The 14,071-nt window shown below is 64.7% G+C and carries 19 protein-coding genes; 11 read left to right on the top strand and 8 right to left on the bottom strand.

Translation table 11 applies throughout. From position 1 onward, the window contains the following. Positions 1-3: 3 nt before the first annotated feature. On the bottom strand, positions 4-369 hold the full coding sequence (locus XH92_RS01935) for a hypothetical protein (protein ID WP_194457730.1): 366 nt from the start codon (positions 367-369) through the stop codon (positions 4-6). A gap of 154 nt (positions 370-523) precedes the next feature. Between XH92_RS01935 and XH92_RS01930 the strand changes: the two genes are divergently transcribed. From XH92_RS01930 to XH92_RS01910, 5 genes are all read left to right on the top strand, one after another. Next, positions 524-1,606 (top strand): zinc-binding dehydrogenase, encoded by a 1,083-nt coding sequence (locus XH92_RS01930; protein WP_194457729.1) that lies wholly within the window; start codon positions 524-526, stop codon positions 1,604-1,606. 9 nt (positions 1,607-1,615) lie between these two features. Next, the gene (trmD, locus tag XH92_RS01925; RefSeq protein WP_194457728.1) at positions 1,616-2,377 is read left to right on the top strand and encodes a tRNA (guanosine(37)-N1)-methyltransferase TrmD; all 762 of its coding nucleotides are present in this window, start codon (positions 1,616-1,618) and stop codon (positions 2,375-2,377) included. Positions 2,378-2,485: 108 nt separating this feature from the next. Further along, positions 2,486-2,866: a 50S ribosomal protein L19 gene (gene rplS, locus XH92_RS01920; protein ID WP_018269387.1), complete on the top strand. Its 381-nt coding sequence runs from the start codon at positions 2,486-2,488 to the stop codon at positions 2,864-2,866. Between the two features lie 344 nt (positions 2,867-3,210). After that, a complete protein-coding gene (leuC, locus tag XH92_RS01915) occupies positions 3,211-4,617 on the top strand; it encodes a 3-isopropylmalate dehydratase large subunit (RefSeq protein WP_194457727.1) in 1,407 nt (468 codons plus the stop codon). 107 nt (positions 4,618-4,724) lie between these two features. Beyond that, on the top strand, positions 4,725-4,934 hold the full coding sequence (locus tag XH92_RS01910; RefSeq protein ID WP_194457726.1) for a hypothetical protein: 210 nt from the start codon (positions 4,725-4,727) through the stop codon (positions 4,932-4,934). Between the two features lie 66 nt (positions 4,935-5,000). On the opposite strand, the gene XH92_RS01905 is transcribed toward XH92_RS01910, so the two are convergent. The 3 genes from XH92_RS01905 to XH92_RS01895 form a co-directional block, all read right to left on the bottom strand. After that, entirely contained in the window at positions 5,001-5,543 is a 543-nt protein-coding gene (locus XH92_RS01905; protein WP_194457725.1) for a hypothetical protein, read from the bottom strand. Between the two features lie 182 nt (positions 5,544-5,725). Continuing rightward, positions 5,726-6,052, bottom strand: a complete 327-nt coding sequence (locus tag XH92_RS01900; RefSeq protein WP_194457724.1) for a hypothetical protein — start codon at positions 6,050-6,052, stop codon at positions 5,726-5,728. A gap of 127 nt (positions 6,053-6,179) precedes the next feature. Next, a complete protein-coding gene (locus XH92_RS01895; protein WP_194457723.1) occupies positions 6,180-6,410 on the bottom strand; it encodes a hypothetical protein in 231 nt (76 codons plus the stop codon). 314 nt (positions 6,411-6,724) lie between these two features. On the opposite strand from XH92_RS01895, the gene XH92_RS01890 reads away from it, so the two are divergent. Next, positions 6,725-6,952 carry a hypothetical protein gene (locus XH92_RS01890; RefSeq protein ID WP_194457722.1) on the top strand — a complete coding sequence of 76 codons (228 nt, stop codon included), beginning with the start codon at positions 6,725-6,727 and terminating at the stop codon, positions 6,950-6,952. Here the strand turns inward: XH92_RS01890 and XH92_RS01885 are convergent. Beyond that, positions 6,949-7,275, bottom strand: coding sequence for a hypothetical protein (locus XH92_RS01885; protein WP_194457721.1), 327 nt, complete (start codon positions 7,273-7,275; stop codon positions 6,949-6,951). The two genes, XH92_RS01890 and XH92_RS01885, sit on opposite strands and share 4 nt — an antisense overlap. A gap of 101 nt (positions 7,276-7,376) precedes the next feature. Between XH92_RS01885 and XH92_RS01880 the strand changes: the two genes are divergently transcribed. The 3 genes from XH92_RS01880 (at position 7,377) to XH92_RS01870 (ending at position 9,487) form a co-directional block, all read left to right on the top strand. Next, positions 7,377-7,775 carry a metallopeptidase family protein gene (locus XH92_RS01880; RefSeq protein WP_194457720.1) on the top strand — a complete coding sequence of 133 codons (399 nt, stop codon included), beginning with the start codon at positions 7,377-7,379 and terminating at the stop codon, positions 7,773-7,775. A gap of 176 nt (positions 7,776-7,951) precedes the next feature. Further along, entirely contained in the window at positions 7,952-8,554 is a 603-nt protein-coding gene (gene leuD / locus XH92_RS01875; protein WP_194457719.1) for a 3-isopropylmalate dehydratase small subunit, read from the top strand. 141 nt (positions 8,555-8,695) lie between these two features. Beyond that, positions 8,696-9,487, top strand: coding sequence for a hypothetical protein (locus tag XH92_RS01870; RefSeq protein WP_194457718.1), 792 nt, complete (start codon positions 8,696-8,698; stop codon positions 9,485-9,487). Between the two features lie 342 nt (positions 9,488-9,829). On the opposite strand, the gene XH92_RS01865 is transcribed toward XH92_RS01870, so the two are convergent. Then, positions 9,830-10,708 carry a CoA ester lyase gene (locus tag XH92_RS01865; RefSeq protein ID WP_194457717.1) on the bottom strand — a complete coding sequence of 293 codons (879 nt, stop codon included), beginning with the start codon at positions 10,706-10,708 and terminating at the stop codon, positions 9,830-9,832. A gap of 142 nt (positions 10,709-10,850) precedes the next feature. Here XH92_RS01865 and XH92_RS01860 point away from each other — a divergent pair, with 142 nt between their 5' ends. After that, positions 10,851-11,507 carry a carbonic anhydrase gene (locus XH92_RS01860; protein ID WP_194457716.1) on the top strand — a complete coding sequence of 219 codons (657 nt, stop codon included), beginning with the start codon at positions 10,851-10,853 and terminating at the stop codon, positions 11,505-11,507. A 9-nt stretch (positions 11,508-11,516) separates the two neighbouring features. On the opposite strand, the gene XH92_RS01855 is transcribed toward XH92_RS01860, so the two are convergent. Together XH92_RS01855 and XH92_RS01850 are read right to left on the bottom strand one after the other, a co-directional pair. Next, the gene (locus tag XH92_RS01855; protein WP_194457715.1) at positions 11,517-12,065 is read right to left on the bottom strand and encodes a TIGR00645 family protein; all 549 of its coding nucleotides are present in this window, start codon (positions 12,063-12,065) and stop codon (positions 11,517-11,519) included. A 25-nt stretch (positions 12,066-12,090) separates the two neighbouring features. Then, positions 12,091-13,125 (bottom strand): aspartate-semialdehyde dehydrogenase, encoded by a 1,035-nt coding sequence (locus tag XH92_RS01850; protein ID WP_194457714.1) that lies wholly within the window; start codon positions 13,123-13,125, stop codon positions 12,091-12,093. A 116-nt stretch (positions 13,126-13,241) separates the two neighbouring features. On the opposite strand from XH92_RS01850, the gene XH92_RS01845 reads away from it, so the two are divergent. After that, positions 13,242-14,039: a hypothetical protein gene (locus XH92_RS01845; protein WP_194457713.1), complete on the top strand. Its 798-nt coding sequence runs from the start codon at positions 13,242-13,244 to the stop codon at positions 14,037-14,039. Positions 14,040-14,071 lie beyond the last annotated feature (32 nt).

The following is a 14,071-nucleotide window of genomic DNA, read 5'->3' as shown; positions in this document are numbered from 1 at the left end:
CCTCTAACCCTGAAGCCACGCTTCCGCGTGGGACCTTGAGAGAGAACCAAGCTCCGCGCGCACACGCTCCCATCGTCCGGTTCTTGACGCGCGCCCGGCCAATGCTTCAATCAAGCCCGTGGCGACTGCTGTTCCAGTCGCCTCATCGTCGCTCTGCATTCCATCCTCGACCAACGCGAAAATGGACCTTCGTGTATTCGGGTCTAGCTCGTCGAATATATCCACGAGCTTCGTGCCGACTGCCCCATAAGCGATCGTAGCGGGCGGACGCTCTGGAGCCCAATCGTCGATGGTCCCGCGATGCACATCCGCAAGCGGCAGTGAAAGCCCCACAATTTCAGACAGGAGTTTCTCCGCCTTCTCGTTCACCGATTACCCCTAAGCCCGTAGCCCGGATGCAGCGCAAGCGCGCCCAATGACAGGCTCCGCGAAATCCGGGGCCGCCGCTCACCGGCGGCCCGATTCCCGGATTGCGCTTCGCTCCATCCGGGCTACCTAAGCAATGGTGCCACGGAGGACAATAATGACAAGCACGCACAAGGCCTGGCGGCTGCACGCCCACAATGATCTGCGCTTCGACGATGTCGCGACGCCGGGGCCCGCGCCCGACGGCGTCGTGGTCCGGATCGAAGCCGGCATGGTGCTGTCTTATACCAACAAGCTCCTATCCGGCGCACTGCCCTACAGCCTGCCGCCGATGCCGTTCGTGCCGGGCACCAACGCGATTGCGCGCGTGGTCGCTACCGGCGAGAACGTCACGCATGTGCAGAACGGCGACCGCGTATTCCTGAGCCCGCACCTGCGCGGCGACGTGCCGGATCGCGACCCGCCGCAGATCCTGATCGGCCTCACCGCCACGGTGACGACACCGGAGGCACTCGCATTGCAGGCGCGCTGGCGCGACGGCGTATTTGCGGAGATCGCGCATTGGCCTGCCGCCTGCGTCACGCCCCTTGCCAATCTCGACGACAAGCCGGTGACCGAGTTGATCGGGCTGGCAAAACTGATCGTGCCGTTCGGCGGCTTGCAGCGCACCGGCCTGCGCGGCGGGCAGACCATCATCGTCAACGGCGCGACCGGCTATTTCGGCTCGGGCGGCGTGATGCTCGCGGTCGCGATGGGCGCGGGCCGCGTCGTCGCCGTCGGACGCAAGGAGGCCGCGCTCGAGCAATTGCGCGATGCATTCGGCCCGCGCGTCATTCCCGCTGTCGTCACCGGCGATGCCGCGGCCGATCTTCAGATCATCCGCCGCGCCGCCGGCGGCAGCGCCGATGTCGCGCTTGACCTGCTCGGCGCCGCCAAGAGCACCTCGACCACGCTGTCCTCTCTGCGCGCGCTCCGCCGCGGCGGGCGGATGGTGCTGATGGGCAGCGCCGAGGTATCGCTCGAGCTCTCGTTCCGCGAGATGCTGGCCAACGACTGGGAAGTGGTCGGGCAGTTCATGTACGACCGCACGGCGCCTGGCCAGCTCGCCGGCCTCGCCGCCGAAGGCCTGCTCGATCTGCGCAAGATCAACGTCGTGAGCTTCAAGCTCGCCGACTTCCGCCGCGCGGTCGACGCGGCCGCGATGATGCAGAGCCTCGACCTCACGGCCGTGGTGCCGTAACCAGAGGCCATGACACCGCAAGAGACCCCGCCCCAGGCGACGCTATGGCGCGCCACCGTGCTGACCCTGTTCCCGGACATGTTTCCGGGACCGCTCGGCGTCAGCCTGGCCGGCAAGGCGCTGGCCACCGGCCTCTGGACGCTGGAGGCGCGCGACATCAGGGCGTCGGCGACCGACAAGCACCGCAGCGTCGACGACACCCCGGCCGGCGGCGGCCCGGGCATGGTGCTGCGCGCCGACGTGCTGGCGGCGGCAATCGATGCCGCCGGCATCGCGCCTGACCGCCCGCGCCTCCTAATGAGCCCGCGGGGTCGGCCATTGACCCAGACCCACGTCGCCGAGCTCGCAGCCGGGCCCGGCCCGCTGATCGTCTGCGGCCGCTTCGAGGGTATCGACCAGCGGGTGATCGAGGCGCGGGGCTTAGAGGAGGTCTCGATCGGCGACTATGTGCTGTCCGGCGGCGAAATCGCCGCAATGGCCCTGATCGACGCCTGCGTTCGGCTGCTGCCGGGGGTGATGGGGAAGCTGGCTTCGGGAACCGAGGAGACCTTCTCCGAAGGACTACTTGAATACCCCCAATATACCCGTCCGCAAGAGTTCGAGGGCCGGCAAATCCCGGAAATCCTGATTTCCGGCGACCATGCCAAGGTCGCGGCATGGCGGCTGGCCCAATCCGAGGCCTTAACCGCGGCCCGGCGGCCCGATCTCTGGGCCCGGAAGGCCGGCCAAAAAGCCGCTCCGCGAGGGACAAAAAACAAGACAGACGGGTGACAAACCCTGCGCTTTGCCTTATAGGCACGGCCTAATCCGCACACGCGCAGGATAGATGGACGTTTGCGCAGCCCGCACAGGCTGGGCGCGCCGCCGATGGAGATTTCAATGAACCTGATTCAGCAGCTCGAAAAAGAGCAGTTCGACAAGCTCGCCGCCACCAAGGATATCCCGGAATTCGGACCCGGCGACACCGTTATCGTCAACGTGAAGGTGGTCGAAGGCGAACGCACCCGCGTGCAGGCCTATGAAGGCGTTTGCATCGGCCGTTCCGGCCAGGGCCTCAACGAGAGCTTCACCGTGCGCAAGATTTCGTACGGCGAGGGCGTCGAGCGCGTCTTCCCGGTGATGTCGCCGATGATCGACTCGATCAAGGTCGTGCGTCGCGGCAAGGTGCGTCGCGCCAAGCTCTATTACCTGCGCAACCTGCGCGGCAAGTCGGCCCGCATCGTCGAGAAGCAGGACCGCCAGACCGCCGTCGGCGAGTAATCCATCCCGCAAGGGTTTTGACGAAAAAGCGCGGGGCCAGCCCCGCGCTTTTTTGTTGCGGCATACCTATCTGATGGACAGGCCCGCGCATCGATCGATTGTCGCGGGCGCAAGCCCTGTGTTAGAAATTTAGAATGGTTCCGGATCAAGCAAGCCAACCCTGCCAGCGCGTCGTGATCGACGATCGCTCGCGGCTGCCCGGCCGCTTCTTCGGGCGCTTTGCGACGTCGGCGACATCCGAGCTTAGACCCGCAGCGTAACGCTGCCTGGACGCTCTCGCCTGCTGACGCGGCCTGCCCGCGCTCACGCCATTCACCACCGAATTTCTTCTGGAGCTGAAGCTCATGTCCAAACCGACCACGCTGTACGACAAGATCTGGAACGACCACCTGGTCCACGAGGCCGAGGACGGCACCTGCCTGCTCTATATCGATCGCCATCTGGTGCACGAGGTGACCTCGCCGCAGGCGTTCGAAGGCCTGCGCGCCGCCGGCCGCAAGGTGCACGCACCGGAGAAGACGCTTGCCGTCGTCGACCACAACATCCCGACCACCGATCGCTCGAAGCCGAACCCGGACCCGGAGAGCATCGAGCAGATGCGCGTGATGGCGGAGAACGCCAAGGAATTCGGCATCGAATATTACAACGAGTTCGACAAGCGTCAGGGCATCGTCCACGTCATCGGCCCGGAGCAGGGCTTTACGCTGCCCGGCACCACCATCGTCTGCGGTGACAGCCACACCTCGACGCATGGCGCGTTCGGCGCGCTCGCGCACGGCATCGGCACCTCCGAGGTCGAGCACGTGCTGGCGACGCAGACGCTGATCCAGAAGAAGGCCAAGAACATGCGCGCGATCGTCGACGGCAAATTGCCCGACGGCGTGACCGGCAAGGACATCATCCTGGCGATCATCGGCGAGATCGGCACCGCCGGCGGCACCGGCTATGTGCTGGAATATGCCGGCGAGGCGATCCGTGCGCTGTCGATGGAAGGCCGCATGACGGTCTGCAACATGTCGATCGAAGGCGGCGCGCGCGCCGGCCTTGTTGCGCCTGACCAGAAGGCGTTCGACTTCCTGCGCGACCGCCCGAAGGCGCCGAAGGGCGCCGCCTGGGATGCCGCGATGCGCTACTGGGAGACGCTGCGCTCCGACGAGGGCGCGCATTTCGACCACGAGCTGCGGCTGGACGCTGCAAAGCTGCCGCCGATCGTCACCTGGGGCACGAGCCCCGAGGACGTCATCTCGGTGACCGGCTTCGTGCCCGATCCGGACAAGATCGCGGACGAGGCCAAGCGGCTTTCCAAGCACCGCGCGCTGAAATACATGGGCCTGACCGCCGGCACCAGGATCACCGACATCAAGCTCGACCGCGTCTTCATCGGCTCCTGCACCAACGGCCGCATCGAGGACCTGCGCGCCGCGGCGAAGATCGCCGAGGGCAAGACCGTCAACGCCAACGTCAACGCGATGATCGTGCCGGGCTCGGGCATCGTGAAGGAGCAGGCGGAAGCCGAAGGCCTCGACAAGATCTTCATCAAGGCTGGCTTCGAATGGCGTGAGCCGGGTTGCTCGATGTGCCTCGCGATGAATCCGGACAAGCTGAAGCCGGAAGAGCGCTGCGCCTCGACCTCGAACCGCAACTTCGAGGGCCGCCAGGGCTTCAAGGGCCGCACCCATCTGGTGTCGCCCGCGATGGCCGCGGCCGCCGCGATCGCCGGCCACTTCGTCGACGTCCGCGACTGGCGGTAAGCTTAGCGCGGTTTTCGCTTCAACCTCGAGCCGTTGTCGAAACGGCTCGTTAACGAGCCACACGCACACTGGCTCCTTGCGAACACATGCTTCGTAGGGAGCCGGACGTGGCCGACAAGAACGAATTCGTCGACATGATCAGTGAGGCGACGCGGCAGAAACGCCGTCGCGCCGCACCACGCATCATCGATCCGCTTCCCGAGGTGAAGGAAACCTCACGCCTCAGCCACTGGCCGCCGGACCGCTGGACGCAATGGCGGATGGAGAACCTGACGCCGTGGAAGATCAAGCCCTGGAAGCTGAAGGACTGGGACTAACGCGCCCTTCAGCGAGGGGTATCTGAAAAGACGGGCGCCGCTAGGCGCCCGCCGTCGTTTCAGACCTTACCAATAGCCATACGGCCGCCAGTAGTGACGGTGGTGCCAGTATGGCCGGCAGATCCGGCGCGGCCCGTAATAGGTCCAGACCACCCGGCAGCGGCGATGGTGATAGTAGGCCGGGTAGTAGTAGGACGATCCATAGTAGTAGCGCCGGTGATGGAAGTGCCGGCGATAGCCGTAACGATATCCGCCACCATAGAAGCGGTGGTATCCGCCGTAGTGGCGATGGTAGCCACCATAGCGATAGCCGCCATGGAACGCCGGCGCGGCGCGGAAACCGCCACCATGGAAGCCACCACCATGAAAGCCGCCGCCGTGGAAACCACCGCCATGAAAGCCGCCACCGCCGTGGCCGCCGCCACCACCGCCATGCCGAACCTGGGTCGTCAGGGCATCGGCCGCGGACTTTGCCGCGGGCACAGTGCCCGGGCTCGCCAGCGACAGCGCTTCGGCGCGCTGCTGCGCGGCGATCGATAAGGCGAAGACCGCGGCCGCGGCAACACCGAGGCGACGCAGCAGTCCACGCCGCAGATTGCTCTCCCTCATCTCCGGACCTCCCTGACAACAGCGATGGGTGCCGCGCTACAGGGCAGCCGGTCTCATCGCTTGCAGTCGCTCCCGGCGTGACGCTAGAGATGCCCGACTGAATGCGCCATGAATGCGCGAAACGCTGCGACGAAAATTCCGAGCGGGGAATGCCGGCGACGCGCGCAGCGCCGCCAGTCGCATCACCAGAACGGGCCGAACCCGAAGCCGAAGGTGAACGGCGCCGGTGCAGCATATGGATACGGCCGATAGTAATAAGGCCGCCCGTAATAATAGGAGCCGTACGGCCGGTAATGGGAGTAGGGCTGGTAGTATGGCCGGTAGCCGTGGTGATAATGGTGACGATGGTAATGGCGATGGTGGCGCTGCGCGCTGAAGTCGGTCGCCTTGCCGGCCTGCCGCTGTGGTGCCGCGGCCTGCGGCCCGGCTGACGTCGCGGCGCTTGCCGATACCGGCGCCGTCATTGCCAGCGCACAGGCTACAGCGGCAACACCGATCCATCTCATCATGATCAACTCCTGCAGATTGCGATTGATATCATCTCGCGCGCGCGAATCTGCCGGTTTGATGGCTGAGAACGACGACAGGCCCGCTACTCACGGGCCTGTGTCTCAACTGCGCTGATAGGCCGCGCGATCAGCGGCGCCAGTGGCGACGATGGCCCCAGCCACGGTGATGTCCGCGATGCCAGCCGCGGTGATATCCACGGCCCCAGCGCACCTGGGTGGTCGTCTGGTTCGCGTTGTCCTGAACCGTTGCGGCAGTGCCTGGCGTCGCAAGCGACATCGCGCTCGCGCGCTCGGCTGGTGCCGCCAAAACCATAACGGCACCGACGGCCGCAAGAGCCAGAACCTTCATCACCTTCATGAGTCGTCTCCTTGATCCCTTGATGTCACGTCTTGCAACGACGACTTGAACGTCTCGCTCGAGGCGCTTTCACGCGAGGCGGTATCCGCTTCGCTCGAAAACGCTCCAGCATTCGAATCGACCCCCGTTGCCGCGACGCAGATCGCAAGCGGAATGCGGGCGACGTGAATGGGATGTGAAAATCTGCGCCACGATCATGAATGCCGCGGGCGCGATCAGGTTCCGATTCAGCCGCGTGAATTTTCGTGTCTGCGCGTAAACCCGGCATAGACAATGGTCGTATGTTTTGAGGTGGCTCTCGCAGGAGATCGCCGATGACACGACAAAACTCGCGCAAATGGTTTGCGCTTGGCGCGGCTGCGCTCACCGGTTCCATGATTTCAGTTGATGTCGCGCTCGCCTCGCAAGGTCCGGGCGGCGGCATGGGAACGGCGAGCCCTCTCACGCAAATGCTGATGGCGCTCGCGGTCTACGGAACGGCGGCAGTGATCGTTGTTGCTGCCGGACTGATCGGCTTTGCGCGCCGCGGCTTGCGAAGCTAGCCCGGGCGCCAGAAACAGTTCATGCGCGGCGTGATCACGGTACCGCTCGGCCGATGCTCCTGGACATAGGTCGCGGTGCAATCGCGCACGGCGTTCGGACCGGGATTGTAGCGCGGGATGACATCCGGTTCCCAATGATCGGGCCGCGACCGGTAGATCGGCACCCGCTTCAGCCGGCGGTGCTCGACGACCCGCTCGCGCGCGACCGGCGCCGTCTCACCGATGCGCGCTTCGGCCGCCGCGCTCTGCGCCCGCGCCTCTCCCACCGGGAGCGAGAGCCCGACTGCTACCGCCAACAGCGTTGCCGTCACGATCCGTTTCATCACGCCACCCAAGCCCCATTATTGGGCCGCACGGTCTCCCATTGCGCCGCCAAGGTCAACTGCGCTGGCGCGGCCCGAGGCACTCGCGCTAAAGGAGTGTCATGTGGACCACAGAAAAAGCCCCCTCGCTCGCCGAGATGGAGGCCATGGCGCACGAGGTTTTCGAGCGCCTGCCGAAGACGTTCCGGGCCCTCTGCGAGGGCCTGATCATCCGTGTCGACGACTTCCCGACCGACGAGGTGCTCGACGAGATGCAGGCCGAGAGCGAATTCGACCTGCTCGGCCTGTTTCACGGCATCGGCCTGCCGCAGCAGAGCCATGGCGACGCGGCCCGCCTCCCCAACCTGGTCTGGCTCTACCGGCGGCCGATCCTGGACTACTGGGCCGAGCACGACGAGACCCTCGGCCACATCGTCCGCCACGTGCTGATTCATGAAATCGGGCACCATTTCGGCCTCTCGGACGCCGATATGGAGGCGATTGAGGCCGATGCGGGCTGAAGCGTTTTCAAGCGAAGTGGACCCCGGTTCGCGTGAAGAAAACGCGCAAAAACCAAGAATCTGGAGCTCCCATCGGAATGGGAGCTCCAGCTTTGCAGAAATGGCCCTTTTACCGCTGTCACATTCGCGATAGATATCCGGCCCCTATCCCCACTTTTTGCCCGGGAAGAGCACCGATGGACAAGTTCACTACGCTGGAAGGCGTCGCGGCACCGCTGAAGATCATCAATGTCGACACCGACATGATCATTCCGAAGCAGTACCTCAAGACCATCAAGCGCACCGGCCTTGGCAAGGGGCTTTTCTCCGAGCAGCGCTACAAGGATGACGGCAGCGAGAACCCCGATTTCGTCCTCAACCAGTCCGCCTATCGCAACGCGAAGGTGCTGGTCGCCGGCGACAATTTCGGCTGCGGCTCGAGCCGCGAGCACGCGCCGTGGGCGCTGCTCGACTTCGGCATCCGCTGCGTGATCTCGACCTCGTTCGGCGACATCTTCTACAACAACTGCTTCAAGAACGGCATCCTGCCGATCCGCGTGTCGCAAGAGGACCTCGACAAGCTGTTCGACGACGCCGAGCGCGGCGCCAATGCGACGCTGACCATCGATCTCCCCAACCAGGAGATCCGCGGCCCCGACGGCGGCACGGTCAAGTTCGAGATCGATCCGTTCCGCAAGCACTGCCTGATCAACGGCCTCGACGACATCGGCCTGACGATGGAGAAGAAGAAGTCGATCGACAGCTACGAGGCCAAACTCAAGGAGCGTGCTTGGGCTTGAGGCTTTAGTTTTGACGCGTTTTCTTCACGCGAACCGGTGCCCACTTCGCTCGAAAACGCTTTGGCTTTCATCGCGCCCCGGTGCCTTCAGGCGCCGGGGTTTTTCTTTGCCGCTTCGCTAACCTGCTGATGGCTGACGCGCATGCTGCCTGACATCGTCACCTTCTGGCACGGCTCGATGGACGCGCTGCGCCAGACCTGCCTGCGCTCGCAGCTGGCGGCCGGGCACAGGGTGACCGTCTACAGCTTCGATCCAATTCCCGGCCTGCCCGATGGCATCGGCAACGCCGCGGCCGAAGCGGTGCTGCCGCACTCGTTCTCGGAGAAGCTGCGTCCGGCCGAGCGCGACGGTTCGTGGCGCGACTGGACCATCCTGCAATTCAGCGACTTCTTTCGGATGCGGCTGATGACACAGCGCGCCGGGCTCTGGCTCGACGCCGACGTGCTGCTCTTGAGGCCGGTCGAGATCGATCCGGCAAAGCCCTATTTCGCCTGGGAGCGGCCGCGGCAGCTCGGCAACTCCGTGCTGTACCTGCCGCACGACGATCCGATCGTGCAGGCATTCGAAGCGCTGATGAAGCAGGACGAGCTGACGCCGGACTGGCTGGCGCTGCGCCACCGCGTGACCTTTGCGATGCGCAAGCTGCGCGGCAAATCCAATCGCCTCTCCGACATCCGCATCGCGATCTACGGCCCCGCCGCGCTGACCGCGCTGGCGCGCCGCGAAGGCGAGTTGCAGCACGCGCTGCCGAAGCGCTCGTTCTACGCGGTGCACGCCGAGCCGAGACTGTTTTTCGAGCCGTCGGATTTCTCCGGCTACCTGAACGATCCCGCAATCATCGGCCTGCACATCTCGCCGAAAGGACGCGGCAAGGAGGCGCCGATCCCGGGCAGCCTCTATGCGTGGGCGGCGGAGAAGTTTGGGGTGATATAATCACCCTCCCCTGGAGGGGAGCACCGCCAAAATATCGAAAACAACCCCATGCAAAGTAGCCGTCGGCTGCCGATGTTCGGCATAGCACCTTGACTCGTCGGGCAATTCAGCGGCATTCTTCTATTATTCCGAAATCCCGCGGCTATGGTATATCATGGGCGTCGGAGAGGTTTGGGGCGCGATCTTACCCTCTCCCCTTGTGGGAGAGGGTGCGCTCGCGAAGCGAGTGCGGGTGAGGGGTTCCTCTCCGCACGGATAAATCTCGCTTGCGGAGAGGACCCCTCATCCGGCGCTTCGCGCCACCTTCTCCCACAGGGGGAGAAGGGAACAATCTTCGCTGAACTAATGCCCCATCGCAGCGATCGCGTCCGCGATCGCGATGGTGCGCTTGGCCATCTCGGCGTGCAGGCGCTCCACCATGCGGCCGTCGAGCTGGATCGCGCCGCGCGAGGCGTTCTCCGGCTGCTCGAAGGCGGCGATGATCTTGCGGGCCTCGGCGACCTCGGCCTCCGGCGGCGTGAAGATCGCGTTGCAGGCATCGATGTGGCTCGGATGGATCAGCGTCTTGCCGTCGAAGCCGAGATCGCGGCCCTGCGCGCATTCTTCCGCAAAGCCGTCGACATTGCTGATGTCGCCATAGGGGCCGTCAAGGATCTCGAGCCCGTGCGCGCGAGTCGCCAGGATGCAATGCGTGATCATCGGGATCATCGCCGCGCGGCCCGGCTTCATCCGGATCCGGGTTTCGCGCGCGATGTCGTTCGGCCCGAACACGAAGCCGGCGAGCCGGGTCTCGGAATCCTTCGATGCCGCGGCAAGCTTGTCGGCGTCGAGCACCGCACGCGCGGTCTCGATCATCGCCCAGACCCGGATCGAGGCAGGGGCATTGATGTCGCTGAGGCGATCGGCGACGGCGTTGAGATCGTCGACGGTTGAAATCTTCGGAACCAGGATCCCGTCCGGCTGCGCCTTGCCGGCCATGCCGATGTCGTCGACCCACCAGGGCGAGTCGAGTGCGTTGATGCGGATCAGCACCTCGCGCTTGCCAAAACCCTTGGCGGCGACCGCCTTGGCGATCTGCTCGCGGGCCACCGCCTTGGCCTCGGGGGCAACGGAATCCTCCAGGTCGAGAATGATGCCGTCCGCCGCCAGCGTGCGGGCCTTCTCCAGCGCTCGTGCATTCGATCCCGGCATGAACAACAGGCTGCGGCGCGGACGGGTCATCGGCATTCTCCTGGGGGCTTGGGCTCCGCCACTGTCCATTGTTTGGGCATCGGCAGGAACCATCCTTCAACGCTGCCGTATCATCTCAGGCCGCACGCCGAAAGTCTTGTTCCCGTCACCAGCATGTGGTTAGCCAGAGGCCATGCAATTCTTTCCGAAGCAGTTGATCGACGGCTACCGGACCTTCGCGACCCAGCGGCTGCCGACTGAACAGTCGCGCTACCGCGACCTGTCCGAACGCGGCCAGTTTCCCGAAACCATGGTGATCGGCTGCTGCGATTCCCGCGTCTCGCCGGAAGTGATCTTCGATGCCGGCCCGGGCGAACTGTTCGTGGTCCGCAACATCGCCAATCTGGTTCCGGTCTATCAGCCCGACAGCAATGCCCACGGCGTCTCGGCCGCGCTGGAATATGCGGTGACCGTGCTGAAAGTGAAGAACATCGTGGTGCTGGGCCATGCCCAGTGCGGCGGCATCCGCGCCTTCGTCGACAAGATCAAGCCGCTGACGCCCGGCGACTTCATCGGCAAATGGATGCAGATGTTCATCAAGCCGGGCGAGGTGGTCGAGCAGCGCAACCATGAGAGCATGCAGGACTTCGTTACCCGCATCGAGAAGGCCGCGGTGTTCCGCTCGCTGGAAAACCTGATGACGTTCCCGTTCGTGCGCGAGCGCGTCGAGAGCGGCGAGATGCAGCTGCACGGCGCCTATTTCGGCGTTGCAGAGGGCTCGCTGTTCGTGCTGGATCGGGTCGCGAAGGAATTCATCAGCGCCACCGATGCCGTGAAGGCCGGCGCGTAGCGCTACCGGCTACTCCCCGTGATCGGCGCCCCAGCGATCGGACAGCGCCAGCAACAGCGCCGAGATCACGAACACCAGGTGCACGGCGACCAGCCAGGTCATCCGCGTTGCGTCGAACGCGGCATCGATGTTCAGGAACGCTTCCAGCACGTGGATCGCGGAGATCGCGACGATCGACGCCAGCAGCTTCTGCTTCAGCCCGGCAAAATCGATCTTGGTGATCCAGATCGGCCAGTTCGGATTGCCCGACGTGTCGATGCGCGAGACGAAGTTCTCGTAGCCTGAGAAGACCACGATCAGAACGAGGTTAGCGACCAGCGTGACGTCGATCAGCGCCAGCGCATCGAGGATGACTTCGGTCGATTTGTAGCCGGACGCATGCAGGACGAACTCCCAGAGCATGCGCACGAATTTCAGCAGCAGCACCGCAAGCGCCACCACGAGGCCGACATAGAACGGCGCCATCAGCCAGCGGCTGTTGAACAGCACGTATTCGAAGCCGCGCATGATGCGCGGCGTCGAGGGGCTCGATGGGGTGGGAGCCAGCTGTTCCGACATGGTTGCGCCCCCTTGGTCCCCGCCTTTACGCCGCTTTCTGCTTCGCGGTGATCAGCTTGCGGTTGATCAGCACTTCGGCGATCTGGATCGCGTTCAGCGCGGCCCCCTTGCGCAGATTGTCCGACACGCACCAGAACGACAGACCGTTCTCCACCGTCACGTCCTCGCGGATCCGGCTGATATAGGTCGCATCCTCGCCGGCAGCCTCGTAGGGCGTGACGTAGCCGCCCGGCTCGTGCTTGTCGATCACGAGGCAGCCCGGCGCGTTGCGCAGGATGTTGCGCGCCTCGTCCGCCGTGATCGGATTGGCGAACTCGACATTCACGGCCTCGGAGTGACTGACGAAGACCGGCACGCGCACGCAGGTCGCGGTCAGCTTGATCTTGGGATCAAGGATCTTCTTGGTCTCCGCCATCATCTTCCACTCTTCCTTGGTGAAGCCGTCTTCCATGAAGACGTCGATCTGCGGAATGATGTTGAAGGCGATGCGCTTCGGAAACTTCTTATTGATCAGCTCGTCATTGGTATAGACGGCCTTGGTCTGCGAGAACAATTCGTCCATCGCGTCCTTGCCGGCGCCCGACACCGATTGATAGGTCGCGACCACGACGCGCGTGATCGTCGCCTTGTCGTGCAGCGGCTTCAGCGCGACCACGAGCTGCGCGGTCGAGCAGTTGGGGTTGGCGATGATGTTCTTCTTGGTGAAGCCGGCGGCCGCATCCGCGTTCACCTCCGGCACGATCAGCGGCACGTCGGGATCCATGCGCCAGGCCGAGGAATTGTCGATCACGACCGCACCGGCAGCGCCGATCTTGGGCGACCATTCCTTGGAGACAGAGCCGCCAGCCGACATCAGGCAGATGTCGATGTCGGAGAAATCATAGTGCTCGAGCGCCTTCACCTTCAGGGTGCGGTCGCCATAGGAGACCTCGATGCCGACGCTGCGGCGCGAGGCCAGCACGACGACCTCGTCGGCGGGAAATTTACGCTCGTCGAGAATGTTGAGCATTTCGCGCCCGACATTGCCGGTCGCTCCGACCACCGCGACTTTGTAACCCATCGTTCACTCTCCGACGAAAAATGCCCGTTCCCCCGCAACTCAAGGAAAGGGAAGAGGCAGCGCTTCTATGCGAGAAACCCCGTCAAGACAACGTTGCGTAGCTTTTGAGCGTTTTGATGCGTTTATTTCGGGCCGATCCGGCCGCGCCCCATCATACGAGAAATCCGTCGGCACTGACGAGCTTCGTCGATGAAGTATACGCCACGCTCTCCGGACTGTTCGCCTATGCCGCCGTGCTGGCGCTGTTCGTCGTCCTCGGCACCCATCTATGGAAGCAACTGCCGGACGCAACGGCGACGGCGGCCCCCGCCGCCCCTACAGGCTGGAGCCTGGCTGCCCGCCCGGCGCCGGCTTTCGCCATCAGCAAGCTCGATCCGCGAGATAAAACAGAGGCTTACGAAGTCCTCCGGCATCCCGAGGGCGGCCGCAAGGACGTCTTCCGCTGGACCGATGCCGATGGCGTGCCGGTGGCCGAGCTGGAGATCTACCGCCCCGGCGGCGAGGCCGCGGGGCCCGCGGTCACCGAGATTGCCGCGCGGCTCGACCCGGGCGGGGTGCGCGAGCTCGAGGCCGCCGGCATCGTCGACAGCAAGTTCGGCAGCGTCACCTTGCTGCGCCCGGCGCGGCAGGACGGCAGCCGCGCCTGCCTCGGCTTCCTCGAGCAGGCCGACGCGCCCGATCTGCGCATCTCCGGCTGGACCTGCCAGGGCGCCAGCCTGCCGGCCCAGCGCGCCGCGATCGTCTGCATGCTCAACCGCCTGACCCTGCTGGCCGCCGGCAACGACCCAAGGCTCGCCGCGCTGTTCGCGCATGCCGAGCTGCGCCGCACCGACTGCGTTACCTCCGGCCCGCCGGCCCTTTCGGCCGACTGGGTGATGGGCAGCGCGAACCCGAGGCTGCGCGGCGCGCTTTGATGGCGAGACCGTGGCAAGGCACTGGTTTTCAT

Source organism: Bradyrhizobium sp. CCBAU 53421 (assembly GCF_015291625.1).
Lineage (GTDB): Bacteria > Pseudomonadota > Alphaproteobacteria > Rhizobiales > Xanthobacteraceae > Bradyrhizobium.
This window is presented reverse-complemented; position numbering and strand designations above follow the sequence as displayed.